This is a genomic window from Caulobacter sp. UC70_42 (assembly GCF_044056025.1).
GTDB lineage: Bacteria > Pseudomonadota > Alphaproteobacteria > Caulobacterales > Caulobacteraceae > Caulobacter.
On the sequence record NZ_CP171994.1, the window covers coordinates 5,102,807 to 5,118,317 of the forward strand.

Annotated in this window: 13 protein-coding genes, 1 tRNA gene and 1 pseudogene; 4 read left to right on the forward strand and 11 right to left on the reverse strand. The window is 67.5% G+C overall.

Annotated elements, in window-relative coordinates:
• Window positions 1-335 precede the first annotated feature (335 nt).
• From ACHMW8_RS25675 to ACHMW8_RS25690, 4 genes are read right to left on the reverse strand one after another with little or no spacing between them, the layout of a single operon-like run.
• Window positions 336-2,300 (reverse strand): acetyl/propionyl/methylcrotonyl-CoA carboxylase subunit alpha, encoded by a 1,965-nt coding sequence (locus ACHMW8_RS25675; RefSeq protein WP_395444205.1) that lies wholly within the window; start codon window positions 2,298-2,300, stop codon window positions 336-338.
• A gap of 9 nt (window positions 2,301-2,309) precedes the next feature.
• A complete protein-coding gene (locus tag ACHMW8_RS25680; RefSeq protein ID WP_395444206.1) occupies window positions 2,310-3,596 on the reverse strand; it encodes a DUF3667 domain-containing protein in 1,287 nt (428 codons plus the stop codon).
• Window positions 3,597-3,633: 37 nt separating this feature from the next.
• A complete protein-coding gene (locus tag ACHMW8_RS25685) occupies window positions 3,634-4,473 on the reverse strand; it encodes an enoyl-CoA hydratase-related protein (RefSeq protein WP_395444207.1) in 840 nt (279 codons plus the stop codon).
• A 22-nt stretch (window positions 4,474-4,495) separates the two neighbouring features.
• Entirely contained in the window at window positions 4,496-6,088 is a 1,593-nt protein-coding gene (locus tag ACHMW8_RS25690; protein WP_395444208.1) for a carboxyl transferase domain-containing protein, read from the reverse strand.
• Between the two features lie 170 nt (window positions 6,089-6,258).
• On the opposite strand from ACHMW8_RS25690, the gene ACHMW8_RS25695 reads away from it, so the two are divergent.
• Window positions 6,259-8,034, forward strand: coding sequence for a patatin-like phospholipase family protein (locus tag ACHMW8_RS25695; RefSeq protein ID WP_199743598.1), 1,776 nt, complete (start codon window positions 6,259-6,261; stop codon window positions 8,032-8,034).
• Here ACHMW8_RS25695 and ACHMW8_RS25700 read toward each other — a convergent pair.
• Window positions 8,012-8,785, reverse strand: a complete 774-nt coding sequence (locus ACHMW8_RS25700; RefSeq protein ID WP_395444209.1) for a methyltransferase domain-containing protein — start codon at window positions 8,783-8,785, stop codon at window positions 8,012-8,014. The genes ACHMW8_RS25695 and ACHMW8_RS25700 overlap by 23 nt on opposite strands.
• Window positions 8,786-8,928: 143 nt before the next feature.
• On the opposite strand from ACHMW8_RS25700, the gene ACHMW8_RS25705 reads away from it, so the two are divergent.
• Entirely contained in the window at window positions 8,929-9,078 is a 150-nt protein-coding gene (locus ACHMW8_RS25705) for a hypothetical protein (protein WP_395444210.1), read from the forward strand.
• An 88-nt stretch (window positions 9,079-9,166) separates the two neighbouring features.
• Window positions 9,167-9,252: pseudogene (locus ACHMW8_RS25710) on the forward strand (hypothetical protein).
• A gap of 98 nt (window positions 9,253-9,350) precedes the next feature.
• On the opposite strand, the gene ACHMW8_RS25715 reads toward ACHMW8_RS25710, so the two are convergent.
• From ACHMW8_RS25715 to ACHMW8_RS25740, 6 genes are all read right to left on the reverse strand, one after another.
• Window positions 9,351-10,511: an isovaleryl-CoA dehydrogenase gene (locus tag ACHMW8_RS25715; RefSeq protein WP_395444211.1), complete on the reverse strand. Its 1,161-nt coding sequence runs from the start codon at window positions 10,509-10,511 to the stop codon at window positions 9,351-9,353.
• Between the two features lie 189 nt (window positions 10,512-10,700).
• On the reverse strand, window positions 10,701-12,026 hold the full coding sequence (gene spmX / locus ACHMW8_RS25720; protein WP_395444212.1) for a lysozyme-family localization factor SpmX: 1,326 nt from the start codon (window positions 12,024-12,026) through the stop codon (window positions 10,701-10,703).
• A gap of 95 nt (window positions 12,027-12,121) precedes the next feature.
• Window positions 12,122-13,591 carry a magnesium transporter gene (gene mgtE / locus ACHMW8_RS25725; protein WP_395444213.1) on the reverse strand — a complete coding sequence of 490 codons (1,470 nt, stop codon included), beginning with the start codon at window positions 13,589-13,591 and terminating at the stop codon, window positions 12,122-12,124.
• A gap of 150 nt (window positions 13,592-13,741) precedes the next feature.
• Window positions 13,742-13,826 (reverse strand) — tRNA-Leu (locus ACHMW8_RS25730).
• 89 nt (window positions 13,827-13,915) lie between these two features.
• Window positions 13,916-14,338, reverse strand: coding sequence for a hypothetical protein (locus ACHMW8_RS25735; protein ID WP_395444214.1), 423 nt, complete (start codon window positions 14,336-14,338; stop codon window positions 13,916-13,918).
• A 55-nt stretch (window positions 14,339-14,393) separates the two neighbouring features.
• Window positions 14,394-14,705 (reverse strand): FliM/FliN family flagellar motor switch protein, encoded by a 312-nt coding sequence (locus tag ACHMW8_RS25740; RefSeq protein WP_125159378.1) that lies wholly within the window; start codon window positions 14,703-14,705, stop codon window positions 14,394-14,396.
• 12 nt (window positions 14,706-14,717) lie between these two features.
• Between ACHMW8_RS25740 and lipB the strand changes: the two genes are divergently transcribed.
• Window positions 14,718-15,443, forward strand: a complete 726-nt coding sequence (lipB, locus tag ACHMW8_RS25745; protein WP_395444215.1) for a lipoyl(octanoyl) transferase LipB — start codon at window positions 14,718-14,720, stop codon at window positions 15,441-15,443.
• Window positions 15,444-15,511 lie beyond the last annotated feature (68 nt).

Sequence of the window (15,511 nt, forward strand, 5' to 3'; positions counted from 1 at the left end):
GCGCGGGGGAAGCTCCGCAACTACATCCCTCTGGCGGCGGTCGGCCCTGGAACACAGAAACGACGGGGGATGTCGGGCCGACGAGGCGACAGGTTCGGGGAAACCCGGACATCCGGGACCAGGCTTCGCGGCCTGGCCCGCCCGTCGGAGGCTTCAAGGGCGAACAGGCGCGAACAGCGTCGGGGCGCCACGCTTCCGGATAACGACCGCGCGGAGCGCTGGGCTTCGTCGAAACGGTATTTCTCTACTCACACCCCGGGCGTCGCCCGGCGCTCCGCGTCCCTTTCCTCGAACTTCAGCGGCTGGCCGCGTGAGGAGGCGGAGGCGCGTCCGCCTCAGCCGACCGCCGCCTCAAGCCGCGCCAGCACCACGCCCTCGCTGACCTGGCCGCCGGCGACGACCGCGAGCTCGGCGACCACGCCGTCAAACGGCGCGGCCAAAGCGTGCTCCATCTTCATGGCTTCCAGGGTCAGCAGGGTCTGGCCCTTGCTCACCGTCTGGCCGGCCTGGACGGCGACCGAGACGATCTTGCCCGGCATCGGCGACAGGATCTTCCCGTCGGAGGCCGCCCCCTCGCCCGCCCCGCCGACCTTGGCCTCGAAATCGAAGGTCTGGACGTCGCCGCCCTCGAACACCTGGATCGGCCCCTTGCCATAGGTGGTCGGCAGGCGGGCGACCTCGTCGAAGGTCGCGCCGTCGGCGTGGCGGATGTCCCAGGACCAGTCCTCGGAGCCGCCGCCGATCAGGGCCACCCGCAACGGCATGGCCTTGCCGTCGGCCGACATCGGCAGATGCATCGGGGCGCGGGGGGCGTTCATGCGGAAGCCCAGCAGCTTGGACGGCGCGCTTTCCCACGGGTCGCGGCGGGCCTCGGCCTCCAGGAAGCTGTCCAGCCGCCAGCCGATCGCGGCCATGGCCGGCTCGTCGCTGAACGACCGCTCGACCAGTTCGTCCAGGCGGGCCTCGATGAAGCCGGTGTCGACGGCGCCGTCGACGAAGTCCGGGTGACTGGCGCACTTGGCCAGGAAGGCGGCGTTGGTCTTGACCGGCCAGACCTCGACCAGGGCGCAGGCCTCGGCCAGGCGCTGGGCGGCGTCCTCGCGGTCGGCGCCATGGGCGATCAGCTTGGCGATCATCGGATCGTAGAAGGGCGTCACCTCGCCGCCCTCCTCCACCGCGCTGTCGACGCGGACGTCGCCTTCGGGCAGGCGGAAGTGCTTCAGCTTGCCGGTCGAGGGCAGGAAGCCGGTGGCCGGGTTCTCGGCGTAGAGGCGGGCCTCCATGGCCCAGCCGTCCAGCGTGATCTCGTCCTGGTCCAGCGGCAGCGGCTCGCCCGAGGCGACCAAGAGCTGCCACTCGACCAGGTCCTGGCCGGTGACCATCTCGGTGACCGGATGCTCGACCTGCAGACGGGTGTTCATCTCCATGAACCAGATGCGGTCGGCCCGCAGGCCTTCGCTGGCGTCGGCGATGAACTCGACCGTGCCGGCCCCGACATAGCCCACCGCCTGGGCGGCCTTGACCGCGGCGGCGCAGACGGCCTCTCGCGTGGCCTCGTCCATGCCCGGGGCCGGAGCCTCCTCGATGACCTTCTGGTGGCGACGCTGCAGCGAGCAGTCGCGCTCGAACAGGTGGACGACGTTGCCGTGCTGGTCGCCGAACACCTGCACCTCGATGTGACGCGGCCGGGTGACGTATTTCTCCAGCAGCACCCGGTCGTCGCCGAAGCTGGCGGCGGCCTCGCGGCGGCACGAGCCGAGGGCGGCCTCGAAGTCGTCCGCCTTGTCGACCTTGCGCATGCCCTTGCCGCCGCCGCCGGCCACGGCCTTGATCAGCACGGGATAGCCGATCTTGCCGGCTTCGGCCGTGAGCCGTTCGACTGACTGGTCCTCGCCCATATAGCCCGGCGTGGTCGGCACGCCGGCCTCGATCATCACTTTCTTGGCGGCGTCCTTCAGGCCCATGGCCCGGATCGCCGAGGGCGGCGGACCGATCCAGACCAGGCCCGCCTCGATCACGCTCTGCGCGAACTCGGCGTTCTCGGAGAGAAAGCCGTAGCCGGGGTGGATGGCCTCGGCCCCCATCTGACGGGCCGCGGCCAGGATCTTCCGCGGATCCAGATAGCTCTCCTTGGCTGGCGCCGGGCCGATCAGGATCGCGGCGTCGGCCTCCATCACGAAGGGCGCATGGGCGTCCGCTTCGGAATAGACGGCGATCGTCCGCACGCCCAGCTCACGAGCGGTGCGGATGATGCGACGGGCGATCTCGCCTCGGTTGGCGATCAGGACGGAGGAGATCAAGGCGGAGACCTACATCTGGGAAAGGGTGAAGACCATCAGGCTCAGCAGCAGAAGGCCGAAGGACGTGACGCCGATGGTCCAGACGATCCATGTCTTCAGCAGGGCGCCGAAGATGCTGGAGCCATAGCCGCCCCGCATCGTCTGGAAGAGGTTGATCGGGCCCCACAGGCCGGCGATCGCGAAGGCGGTCGGCCAAGCCGACATCGGCAGAACCATGCACAGGGCGTAGATCAGGAACGAGAACGACAGCAGGTTCGTGGCCACCAGCAGGTGGTCGTAGATGAAGTACTGGCGCTTGTTCAGATAGACCAGCGCCAGGGACAGGCCGGTGATCGGCAGCAGCAGCACCGCCAGGCGGTGGGCCCAGCCGAACAGGACCAGCAGGTAGTAGTCCGGATTCTCGATGGCCTTGGCCAGGTTCTCCTTCAGCCAGCCCTTGGAGGCGTCCTTGGCGAAGTTCTTGTGGCCCTTCACGTCGCCGGGAACGGTGACGTTGACCTGCACGCCGTCGATCGTGGTCCCGGTCAGCTTCTGCTGGCCGTTCGGCAGAACCTCGGCCTCGTCCAGCTTGAGGTCGCGGACCTGCTGGGCGGCGCTGGACATCTTCCGCTTGCTCTCGGCCAAGGCTTCGGCGGCGGCGTTCGGGTTGTTCTCCAGCGCCAGGGCCTGCGCCATCTTGTCGGCGTAGCGCGCCTCGTACCGCTTGATCCGTTCGGCGTAGGTCGTGGCGATCCTGGCCTTGTCGGCGCCCTCTTCCTTGAGGGCGGCGTCGCGCTCCTCGGCGGCGCCTTTCAGGCGATCGGCGCGTTCGGACGTCGCCTCCTTGCGGATCTCGTCGGCCTTGGCCTTGCGGCCCGCCGGCGTGGCCAGCTGGGCGGCCTCGCGCTCTTCCTTCAGCTCCATCTCGTGACGGATGCCGTGAATGGCGTGCTCGGCGGCGAAGATGAACAGCAGCAGAGCGACCAGGAAGGTGCGGAACGGCGGCACGTGCCGCACGATCCGGCCTTCCATGTAGTCCTTGGCCAGCTTGCCCGGCTTGAAGAACATCAACGGCAGGGTGTTGGCCAGACGACCATCGAGGTGGAACATCCCCTCGATGGCCTCCCAGATCAGGTGCAGGATCGACCGATGATGGGTGTCGGCGTTCTGGCCGCACGAGTGGCAGTACCAGCCTTCCAGGGGCGTGCCGCAATTCTTGCAAGGCTCGCCCTTGTGGTCGAACGGCTTTCTCTTCGGCCGGACATAGCCGCCCGCCGAGTCGGCCGCCGCCGCTTCCAGTTCAGCTCCCGTGATCACGCCCTACGCCCCCCCAAAACGTCGCTGAAGTTGAGTCTTATTCAGCCCAGGAGGGTTTACGACGGGCGAGGAAGGCGCGCACCCCTTCTTGGCCTTCCTCCGAAACGCGACGGCGGGCGATGCGCTTGGCGCTCTCTTCGATCAGCCCCTTGTCGATTTTCTGGCCAGCGAAGTCGTTGACCAGGGCCTTTGCGTCGCCGATCGCGCCGGGAGCGCAGGGGGCCATCTCCTCGATCAGGGCGTCGCGGGCGGCTTCCAGGCTGGCCACGTCCTCGTACACCTCGTCGACCAGGCCAAAACCCCAGGCGTCGTCGGCGTCGAACACGCGACCGGTGGCGAACAGCAGCTTGGTCGTGCGCGGCCCCAGAGCCTGGATCACGTACGGGCTGATGGTCGCCGGCGTCAGGCCCAGCTTGACCTCGGAGAACGAGAACTGGGCGTCGACCAGGGCCAGGGCATGGTCGCAGGCGGCCACCAGACCGGCGCCGCCGCCAAAGGCCGGACCTTCGACCAGGGCCACGGTCAGGGCCGGAATGTCGTGCAGCGCCTTGAGCATATGGGCCAGTTCCAGGGCGTCGGCGCGATTGTCATCCTCGTCCTGTTCGATGGACCCGGCCATCCAGTCGAGGTCGGCGCCGGCGCTGAACATGCCGCTGACGCCGCGCAGGAAGACGATCCGCACGCCCTCGGCGCCGTGCAGGGTCTCGAAGGCCTGGCGCAGGCCAGAAATGGTCTCGGCGTCGAAGGCGTTTTTCCTTTCGGGCCGGTTGATCCAGACCGTCACCGCCCCCGCGAGGGTGCTTTCAATATGGACGAGCGGGGTCATGGTCTCGGTGTCGTTCACCTCGACGATGGGATCGGCGATCGGGTTGGTCATGGAGCTCGTTCCTTTTTAAACGCTACATCCGGAAGACGCCGAAGGTCGTCTCCGGGATAGGCGCATTGAGACTGGCCGAGATTGCGAGGCCCAGCACGTCACGAGTTTGCGCCGGATCAATGATGCCGTCGTCCCAGAGCCGGGCCGTGGCGTGATACGGATTGCCCTCATCCTCATAGCGCTGGCGGATGGGGGCCTTGAAGGCTTCCGCCTCCTCCGGCGTCCACCTGGCGGCGTCGCGGTGGACGGTGGCCAGCACGCTGGCGGCCTGCTCGCCGCCCATCACCGAGATACGGCTGTTGGGCCAGGTGAACAGGAAGCGCGGGCTGTAGGCCCGGCCGCACATGCCGTAGTTGCCGGCGCCGAAGCTGCCGCCGATCAGGACGGTGAACTTGGGCACCTCGGCCGAGGCGACAGCCGTGACCAGCTTGGCGCCGTCCTTGGCGATGCCGCCGGCCTCGTACTTGCCGCCGACCATGAAGCCCGAGATGTTCTGCAGGAACACCAGCGGGATCTTGCGCTTGCAGGCCAGCTCGATGAAGTGCGCGCCCTTCACGGCGCTCTCGCTGAACAGCACGCCGTTGTTGGCCAGGATCGCCACCGGCTGGCCACAGATGCGGGCGAAACCGCAGACCAGGGTCGTGCCGTATAACGCCTTGAATTCGTCGAACTGGCTGCCGTCGACGATGCGGGCGATCACCTCGCGGACGTCATAGGGCGCCCGGACGTCGGTCGGGACGATACCGTAGATCTCCTCGGGATCGTACAGCGGCGGCTCGGCCTCGGTGATGACCAGTTGGTCGGGCTTGGTCGTGTTGAGGTTGGCGACGATCCCGCGGACGATCTCCAAGGCGTGCTCATCGTTCTCGGCCACGTGGTCGACGACGCCCGAGCGGCGGCCGTGGGTGTCGGCCCCGCCCAGCTCTTCGGCGCTGATGACCTCGCCCGTGGCGGCCTTCACCAGCGGCGGGCCGGCCAGGAAGATGGTGCCCTGGTTGCGCACGATCACCGTCTCGTCGCTCATCGCCGGGACATAGGCGCCGCCGGCGGTGCACGAGCCCATGACGCAGGCGATCTGCGGGATGCCCGCGGCGCTCATCCGCGCCTGGTTGAAGAAGATGCGGCCGAAGTGGTCGCGGTCGGGGAAGACCTCGGCCTGGTGCGGCAGGTTCGCGCCGCCGCTGTCGACCAGATAGACGCACGGCAGGCGGTTCTGGGCGGCGATCTCCTGGGCGCGGAGGTGCTTCTTCACCGTCATCGGGAAGTAGGCCCCGCCCTTCACCGTGGCGTCGTTGGCGACGATCATCACCTCGCGGCCCGAGACACGGCCGACCCCGCAGATGACGCCCGCGCCGGGCGCTTCGCCGCCATAGAGGTCGCAGGCGGCCAGCTGGCCGATCTCCAGGAAAGGCGAGCCCGGGTCCAGCAGGCGCTCGACGCGCTGGCGCGGCAGCAACTTGCCGCGCGAGGCGTGGCGCTCACGCGAGCTTTCGGGACCACCCAAGGCGGCTTCCGCGACTTTAGCCCGCAATTCCTCGGCCAAGGCGCGGTTATGGGCCGCGTTGCGGGTGAAAGCGTCACCGGACGCGTCGACAACGGAGTTCAACTTCGGCATGACCGACGCTTAGCCTCTTCCACCCCATCCAGAAAGTCGTAGTTTTTTGGACCCCGAACAGAAAGATTCCGAGCCAAATCCGTTCTCGGACATTTCATGTACGGGATCAACAGTTGCGCCTGATCGCGTCCCCGTGGTCAAGCCTGCCGCTCTGGGCTAGCGTCCGCGCCGTGGAAACGCCCTTGCCCGACGACTCGGCCCTGGCCCGCCTGTTCGCCCGAGAGCGGCGGACCGGGGCGGCCGCGTGGTTTTCGCTGCCAGGCGGAGCGACCCTCTTTCGGCCCGGCGAGGACGCCGACCAGCTCTATTTCCTGAAGACCGGACGCCTGGGCGCCTTCCGCCGCGAAGAGGGTCAGGAGCCGCAGTTCCTGGGCGTCATCCGCCCCGGGGAGCCAGCCGGCGAAATGGCCCTGGTCGGCGGCAGCGCGCATTCGGCCTACATGGTGGCTCTGCGTGACAGCGAGGTCGTGTCCCTGCCCCGCGACGACTTCTTCGAGGCGGCCGAGGCGGACCCGCACGTGATGCTGGAATTGTCGCGGCTGATGATCCGCCGGTCCCGCCAGGCCCAAACGCAAGCGGCGATCGGCGATCCGTCGGTATTCGGCTTTATCGCCATCGAGCCTGGCCTGGCCATTCGGCCGGTCGTCGACCGCCTCGGCCGCTGCATGGAGGCCCTGGGCTATTCGGTCACCGTCGAAGGCGGCGAGTCGTTGCTGGCCCCGACCGAGTGGTTCAGCAATGTCGAGCGCGAGCACGACTTCGTCCTCTATGTCGCCGAGGCCGACGAGACCGCCTGGAAGCACGTGGTCGGCCGTCAGGTGGATCGCCTGTTCCGGGTCGGACGCGGTGACCGCACGCCGCCGGCCGAGATCCCCTCCTACGCCTCGGGCCCGCTGCAGGCCCAGCGGCTGGTGGACCTGATCCTGCTGCAATCGGCCAGCCTGGCCAGGCCCAGCGGCTCGGCCGCCTGGATGGCGGCGACCCAGGCCGCACGGCTGTTCCATCTGCGTGAAAACGGCGTGGCCGACATGCAGCGCCTGGCGCGGGTGCTGACCGGCCAATCGGTGGGCCTCGTGCTCTCCGGCGGTGGCGCGCGGGCCTACGCCCACATCGGCGCGATCCAGGCGATGCGCGAGCGGGGCGTGCCGATCGACTTCGTCGGCGGCGCCTCGATGGGCGCCATCGTGGCGGCCGGCATCGCCATGGGCTGGGACGACGGAGAACTGGAGCACCGCATCCGAAAGGCTTTCGTCGACACCAGTCCCCTGGACGATATCGCCTTCCCCCTGATCGCCATGACCCGCGGCGAGAAGGTCGAGGCGCGGCTGGACGAGCATTTCGGCACGGTCGATATCAGCGACCTGTGGCTGCCGTTCTTCTGCGTGTCGTCGAACCTGACCTCGGGCGCCTACCAGCTACACCGCACCGGCGACCTGCAATCGGCGCTGCGGGCCTCGATCTCGCTGCCGGGCGTGCTGCCGCCGGCCACCGACAAGGGGCAGGTGCTGGTCGACGGGGCCGTGATGAAGAATTTCCCGGCCGACGTCATGCGGTCTTTCCAGTTGGGCCCAATCGTTGGGGTCGACGTCACCCGCGGCCGAAGCATCACCGCCGACGACATCGTCGCGCCGCCCTCGCTCTGGAGTTGGATCCTCTCGGGCGAATGGCGCAAGGGCCCGCCGATCGTGGCCCTGCTGATGCGCGCGGCGACGGTGACCACGGGCCGCGACCTGGCCGCCGCCCGCGAGGCCACCGACGTGCTGATCACGCCGAAACTGGAAGGCGTCGACATCCGCGACTGGCGCGCCTTCGAGCCGGCGGTGAAAGCCGGCTACATCGCCGCCAGCCAGGCGCTGGACGCCTTGAACCGGTCCGTCGACGAACTGCGCCGCCGGCCCAGCCTGGCCGAGAAGCGCGCTGGCGTCACGCCTTCCGGGCGACGATGAACAGCCGCTTGAACGGGAACAGCGTCACGCCGTCAGCGCGGCGCGGATAGTCGCGCGCCAGCCGTGCCCGCCAGGCGTCAAGGAAGGGCTTTTTCTCGCCATCCGGCAAGGCGTCCAGATAGGGCCGCAGGGTCGTTCCCATGGTCCAGTCGACGATCGGATCCTGGCCATGCAGGGCGTGCAGATAGGTCGTGGTCCAGATGTCGACCTCGGGACAGGCCGGAGCCAGCCAGGCGTAGTAGTCCTCGGGCTGATTGGCGTGGCGCACGCCCTCGACGCCGGTGAAACGCGCCGCCCACGGCCCGTCTGCGGCGATATCGGTCAACGCGCCGCGCCAGCCCAGCCCGTCGGCCACCGGCATCTGCACGGCCAGCACGCCGCCGGAGGCAAGGTTGGCGACCAGGCGCGGGATCAGGTTCGCGTGGTCGTCCACCCACTGCAGCGCGGCGTTGCTGAAGATCAGATCGGCCGGAACCTCGGGCGCGAAGCTCGCGATGTCGCCCAGCACCCACTCGACCCGCGCCGGCAAGGCCTTGGCCCGCGCCAGCATCTCGGGGCTGGAGTCCATGCCCCGCACCCGCGCGCCCGGATGCCGCGCGGCCAGCAGCGCCGCCTGTTCGCCCAGGCCGCAGCCCAGGTCCCAGATCTCGCGCGGCTCCAGGTCGTGGGGGATCGCGGTCAGCAGATCCAGCGCCGGTCGCTCGCGATAGCGGCGATAGAGCGCGTAAACGTCCGGATCCCAGCTAGCCATCGGCGCTCCCATCTCAGCCTGCGACAATTTGTCGGTCGTGCAACCGAAGGCTTTTGTGAAGAATTCTTCTCACAGGCGAGGATTTACCATACGGTCCGAGTCAGAGCCCCGACAGAGGGATCAAAGGGAAGGATTCACGCGGCATGCTTACGCCGATCAATCTCACGCAGAACGGCCATGAGGCTCAAGCGCCCGGGGTTCGTCGCCTCAGTTTCAATCGCGCCCTGACCATCGGCGCGGCGTTGGCTCTATGGGCCGCCATTCTGGTGGGCTTCAGGCTGCTGGCGATCTGAGCACGGACGGCGCGACGTCCCGTCGCGGTCGCTTCCCTCTTTTCATCCGCGAAATCGGGTCCATATTCTCCTTGTGTTGTTCAACCAACTGAAAGGAGGTGACCAGTGTCTCATTGTCTCCAACCGCGGTCGCAAGTCGTGACCTGGAGCCTTGCGAGTGAGGTCTCCGCCTAGGCGTTGAGCGCCCAAGGTTTTAAGTCACGCGCTGCGAAAGCGGCCACGACGATGGAGGGCCGTCCCGAGCAATCGGGGCGGCCCTTTTTCATGGCGTCCTAGGCCCCGATCAGTTCGCGGCCGATCAGGAAGCGGCGGATCTCGTTGGTGCCGGCGCCGATATCATAGAGCTTGGCGTCGCGCAGCAGACGCTCGACCGGCCACTCCTTGGTATAGCCCGCCCCGCCCAGGGCCTGGATGGCCTCCAGCGACACCTTCACCGCGTTCTCGGACGCCATCAGAATCGCGCCGGCCGCGTCGAAGCGCGTGGTCTTCCCGGCGTCGCAGGCGCGGGCTACGGCGTAGACATAGGCCCGGGCCGAGTTCAGGGCCACGTACATGTCGGCGATCTTGCCCTGCATCAGCTGGAACGAACCGATCGGCGATCCGAATTGCTTGCGGTCGCGGACATAGGGCAGGACGATGTCCAGGCAGGCCTGCATGATGCCCAGCGGACCGGCGCTGAGCACGGCGCGTTCGTAGTCGAGGCCGCTCATCAGCACCCCGACGCCGCCGCCGACCGGACCCATGACATTCTCTTCCGGGATTTCGCAGTCCTCGAACACCAGCTCGGCGGTGTCGCTGCCGCGCATGCCCATCTTGTCCAGCTTCTTGGAGACGCTGAACCCCTTCATGCCCTTCTCGACGATGAAGGCGGTGATGCCGCGGCTGCCCTCGCCCGTCTTGGCGTAAACCACCAGGGTGTCGGCGTGCGGGGCGTTGGTGATCCAGAACTTCGTGCCGTTCAGCACGTAGCAGTCGCCAACTTGCTCGGCCCGCAACCTCATCGACACGACGTCCGAGCCCGAACCGGCCTCGCTCATGGCCAGTGAGCCGACGTGCTCGCCGCTGATCAGCTTGGGCAGATAGCGCTGCTTCTGGTCGGGCGTGGCCCAGCGGCGGATCTGGTTGACGCAGAGGTTGGAGTGCGCGCCGTAGCTCAGCCCCACCGAGGCCGAGGCGCGGGACACCTCCTCCATGGCCACCACGTGCTCCAGATAGCCGAGACCCAGGCCGCCGAACTCTTCCTCGACCGTGACGCCATGCAAACCGAGATCGCCCATCGGGACCCACAGGCCACGCGGGAATTCGTTGGTCTCGTCGATCTGGGCCGCCAGCGGCGCGATCCTGTCGGCGGCGAAGCGCGCGGTCGTCTCTCGGATCGCGTCGGCGGTCTCACCCAGCGCGAAATCCATCGAGGGTGCGAAATTGGTGTTCATACGTCCTCCCATAGCACGAACACCCGCAAGGCGCTGAACCTTGCGGGCGTTCTTGCTCAGTTTCCCGTAGCGCGCTAGCCGAAAGTGGTTGCCGGTTTCGGCGGTTAGCGCGCTACCACGAAAAGAGAGAGCCTGTTTTTCAGGTCAGATCGCGATCTGACCTGACAGGCTCTCGGGAAGCAAAGAAAACTATTCGTCGTCGCTCGCATCGGGGCCGGCGAGGCGGCGGAGCAGAAGATAGGCCGAAACCACGAAGCAGATCGCGCCAATCATGCTGGCGCCGTAGCCGAACATCTTCACGCCGCTGTCCGAGCCCGCGGCCACGGTCAGGATCCACAAAACGCCGCCGCCGAACAGGGCCAGGCCCAGGATGCCCAGGCTGACCAGCAGGCTGGTATTGCCAAAACGCGGGGCCTCGGCCGGGACCATGGAGACGTCCATCGGCCGCAGGTCGACCTCTTCGCTGGTCGAGAAGCCGCCGAGGTTGAACACCGACGAATTGACGGCCGGGCCGCCGAACAGGGTCGGCTCGCTCGGGACCGGCTGCGAGGCCGGGGCGAAGCTTTCGACCGGCGTCGGCTTTTCGACTTCCTCGACCGGCTGCGGCGTCAGACGGAACGGCGTGAACTCGACCGGAGCGGCCACAGGGGACTCAGTGTGAGCCGGTTCGATCGGGGCCGTGGTCGTCTCGTCCTGGAACAGGACCGGCGCGGGCTCGGCGACCGTGGGCTGGGCCGGCGCCGGGGGTTCCGGCAGCCCCAGGTCGTCCTGGCGCACGACCGGGGTGGGCGCGGTCGTGGTCGAGGCGGCCAGAGGCGTCTCCGGCAGGATGGCCTCCAGGCGCGCGGCGACCGCGGCGGCCGACTGTTCGGTGGCCGTCGGGCCGTCCTCTTCCGGGGCCACCACGTTCAGCGGCAGGCCCTCCTCGCGCTCGGCGACGACGCGGTCGCCCTCGGTGCGAGCATTGACGGCGACCGGAGTCTGTTTCGGCACGGCGCAGCTGGCGTCGTAATCGACCTTCGGGCGCAGCACGGAGCTGGGCGCGGGCACCCATTCGCCGTTGGCCGGGGTCAGGAACAGGGTCTTCTCGGCCGAACGGCGGCGGACCAGGGCGTCGATGACGATCCGCTCGCCCTCGAAGTCGGCCTTGCGCCACATCTCCATCGCGCACGCGGCTTGCAGGAGCGAGCCCTCGTTGATCCGGCGCAGCACGCCCGAGCGGAGGAAGTTGTCGAGACCGATATTGAAGGCGAAACAGACCAGCGCATCGAACTGGTTCTGGTTCAGCGGCGCGTAGGTGTGTTCGTTGACCGAGTGGGCGACCGAGATCAGGTCATAGAGCAACAGGGCCTCGGCGTCCTTTTCCGAGACGGAGGCGCCCTCGCGAGCGGTCAGGGTGTGGCCATAGCCGACCGTCCAGCGCCCGTCGGGGAGCTGCGCGGCCTTCTGACGGTAGCCCTCGAATCTCTTGATGAGATCGACGGCCGTCCGGGTGACCTGATGGCGCGGTTTCATCGCGGAGTTTGACCCAGTTTGAGACAGACGCGGATGCGTTCGCCTGTCTCAGCGCAAGGTCGGCGCCAGTTTTCCCTAGGGGCGCGAGAAAGCCGTCAGTGTAGCAGCAGGGCGGCGATCAACAGCACGGCGAAGAAACCGGTGAAGTCGGTCAGGAAGGTCACGAAGATCGACGAGGACACCGCCGGGTCGCGCCCCATCTTCTCCAGCGCCAGGGGCATCAGGATGCCGCCCAGGGCGGCGGTGAAGATGTTGGCGATCAAGGCGGAGCCGACGATGATCGCCAGCTTGCCGTGATGGTCCTGGGGTCCGAAGAAGAGATAGGTCGCCGCGCCCATGACCAGGGCCAGACACACACCGTTTACCAGACCGACCAGCAGCTCCCGCAACACGATCCGGCGGGCGTTGGCCGTGGTCAGCTCCTTGCTGGCGAGAGCGCGCACGGCGACGGCCAGGGTCTGGGTGCCGGCGTTGCCGCCCAGGGACGAGACGATCGGCATCAGGATGGCCAGGGCCACCAGTTGGGCGATCTCGGCCTGGAAGATGGCCACGCCGCTGACCGCCAGGGTGGCGGTGGCCAGGTTCAGCATCAGCCACGGCAGGCGCGACTTGACGATCTCGATCACCGAGGCGTCACGGCCGGCGTCGGACACGCCGGCCAGGGCCAGGATGTCCTCCTGGGCTTCGTCCCGGATGACCTCGACGATATCGTCGACGGTGATCTGACCCACCAGCCGTCCGCCCGGATCGATGACCGGGGCGCTGATCAGGTGGTACTTGTCGAAGATGTAGGCGACCTCTTCCTGGTCCATGCCGACATCGATTTCGGTCGCCGCTTCCATCAGCTCGGCCAGCGGCGTGTCGCGACGGCTGCGCAGCAGGATGCTGATCGGGATCGCGCCGACCGGCTTGTAGGTCGGATCGACCACATAGACGTCGAAGAACAGCTCGGGCAGCTGATCGCCAGCGTCGCGGACGTGGTCGATGGTCTGGCCGACGGTCCAGAATTCCGGCGCGGCCAGGAATTCCCGCTGCATCAGGCGGCCGGCGGTCTCGTCCTCGTAGGACAGGGTCGTCTCGATGGCGGCGCGGTCGGTCTCGCCCATGGCGGCCAGCACCTGGAAGCGCTTGGTGTCGTCCAGGTCGTCGATGACGTCGGCGGCGTCGTCGGTGTCCAGTTCCTCCAGCGCCCGGGCCAGGGTCACGGACGGGGTGGCCTCCAGGACCTCCTCGCGGATGTTGTCCTCCAGCTCCGAGATGATCTCGCCCAGCGCCTCGGGGTCGAGCAGCGGAATCACCTGCTCGCGGTAGTCGGCGGTCAGGAAGCCCATCAGGTCGGCGACGTCGGCCGGATCCAGGGCGCCCACCAGCTCGCGCAGACGCTTGGTGTCGCCGCTGTCGGCGGCGTCGATCACCATCTCGACATAGTCGGGATTGAGGGCGTAGTCGTCGCCGAGGGCGAGATCTTCCAGCTCCTCGGGGGTCTCGGACTTGGCCAGCGGAATCTGGTCCAGCGGGATGTCATCCAGCACGTCGTCGGTCAGTTCGGCGGTTTCCCGGGTCATGGGGGCCTCCTGAGCTCTAAGAGCGCGTGGGTTCGTGGGCTGCGTCCGATGAAGCGACCCTGAGGCGAAATCAGGGCCAGAAACGATTAGAGCGCCCCTAGCGAGTCGGAAACCGATTTCGCCAGGAGCGCTCTATTCTGCGTTCAACACTGGTGCGGTCGAGAAGACTCGAACTTCCACATCTTGCGATACAGCGACCTCAACGCTGCGCGTCTACCAATTCCGCCACGACCGCATCGTGGTGAGGGGCGGCTGGTAGCAAACTGAATCAGCTTTGGGAAGAGCCGAGTTGATATGTCGCGGAAGTCGCCGCGCGATCTTCCCTCACGGCTGGCGCTTGCGACGCGGGATCAATGCGTAGGCGTTCTTGTCGTCGTCCGGAGAGTCGAGGAAATCCATCTTCAGAAGCAGACCCCGCGAAACGAAGCGGCCCTCGACCTTGGCGCGGGTCTCGCCGGCCTTGGCGCCCTTCAAGTCGAATAATGGCTCCACGTAGAGGAAGCTGATCCGGTCGCCTTTGATCTTGGCTGGAAACCGGATCGGGTCGTGGCAGGCGCCTTCGCACAGCGAGACATCCACGGTCGGCGACGGGCCGTCATTGACCTGGATTTGGATGCCGCCCTCGTCGCCCGTTTCCGCCGAAACGCGGACGGAATCGAAGTAGCCGCTGCGCGAAGGACTCGCCGCCCCGGCGCTGGTGGCCAGCACGCAGCCAGCCAGGATCAGGATCGCGCGTCGATATCGCATGAGGCCTCCGTTGGGAGGCTATGTTGGCATGCCCGACCTTGAGCGCAACCGAAGGTTACGCGCCGCCGGCCATGTAGTCGTAGACGTCGGCCGCGCGGGTCACCTGGATGGCGATACGATCATCGCTGATCTGGATTTCGCCGCGAGCGATCGGGTGGTTGTTGGCCAGGATCCAGACCTCGTCATTAGTCTTGGCGTCCAGCGGGATCACCGCGCCGCGGCCCATGCGCAGCAGTTGCTGCATGGGAAGGATCGACCGGCCGAGCAGGACGGAGATCTCGACATTGACGGCGTTGACCTGGCTCACGAAGTAAGACCCTTGAACTGACACACGCGACCGACCGGGTCGCCGCCGTCTCGATCGCAAGATTAGGGCCACATGCTTGCTCTCCCGTTAAGCGCTGAAAATACTGGGCTTCCGACAATGGGGCGCGAGGACGCGGCAAGCGTTGGGTGGGCGGTTTCGACCGACTACGTCCCCTACCCGGCAGCCGTTGCCGCCATGGAGGCCCGCGCCGCCGCCATCGCCGACGGAACGGCAGGCGAATTGATCTGGCTGCTGGAACATCCGCCGCTCTACACGGCCGGGGTCTCGGCCAAGCCGGGCGACCTGATCGAGCCCGACCGCTTCCCGGTGTTCGAGAGCGGTCGCGGCGGCCAGTTCACCTATCACGGCCCCGGCCAGCGCGTGGCCTACGTGATGCTGGACCTGACCAAGCGCGGCCGCGACGTGCGCGCCTTCGTCGAGGCGCTGGAGGCCTGGATCATCGACGCCCTGGCGGCCTTCAACGTCACCGGCGAGCTGCGCGACGGACGGGTCGGCGTCTGGGTCGAGCGCAAGGGCGCGGGCTGGAGCCGCGAGGACAAGATCGCCGCCATCGGCGTCAAGCTGCGCAAGTGGGTCAGCTTCCACGGAATCAGCCTGAACGTGGAGCCGGACCTTTCCCACTTCTCCGGCATCGTGCCCTGCGGCCAGACCGAGCACGGCGTGACCAGCCTGGTCGACCTGGGCCTGCCGGTGACCCTGGACGAGGCCGACGCGGCCCTGAAGGCCAGCTTCCAGAAGATCTTCGGCCCGGTCGATGACGCGGACGCGCCGATCTAGGGTCATGCGTTTTCATCCTCATGCGGCTTAGCCGCTGAAGGCGTGTGGGGAGGCGACGGAGCGGCCGG

What these genes read in the sequence shown, in the direction of transcription:
- lipB (WP_395444215.1), top strand. Translation starts at nt 14,718, where the DNA reads ATGCTTGCTCTCCCGTTAAGCGCTGAAAATACTGGGCTTCCGACAATG.
- ACHMW8_RS25690 (WP_395444208.1), bottom strand. Translation starts at nt 6,088, where the DNA reads ATGCCGAAGTTGAACTCCGTTGTCGACGCGTCCGGTGACGCTTTCACC.
- ACHMW8_RS25705 (WP_395444210.1), top strand. Translation starts at nt 8,929, where the DNA reads ATGCTTACGCCGATCAATCTCACGCAGAACGGCCATGAGGCTCAAGCG.
- ACHMW8_RS25735 (WP_395444214.1), bottom strand. Translation starts at nt 14,338, where the DNA reads ATGCGATATCGACGCGCGATCCTGATCCTGGCTGGCTGCGTGCTGGCC.
- spmX (WP_395444212.1), bottom strand. Translation starts at nt 12,026, where the DNA reads ATGAAACCGCGCCATCAGGTCACCCGGACGGCCGTCGATCTCATCAAG.
- ACHMW8_RS25685 (WP_395444207.1), bottom strand. Translation starts at nt 4,473, where the DNA reads ATGACCAACCCGATCGCCGATCCCATCGTCGAGGTGAACGACACCGAG.
- ACHMW8_RS25715 (WP_395444211.1), bottom strand. Translation starts at nt 10,511, where the DNA reads ATGAACACCAATTTCGCACCCTCGATGGATTTCGCGCTGGGTGAGACC.
- ACHMW8_RS25700 (WP_395444209.1), bottom strand. Translation starts at nt 8,785, where the DNA reads ATGGCTAGCTGGGATCCGGACGTTTACGCGCTCTATCGCCGCTATCGC.
- mgtE (WP_395444213.1), bottom strand. Translation starts at nt 13,591, where the DNA reads ATGACCCGGGAAACCGCCGAACTGACCGACGACGTGCTGGATGACATC.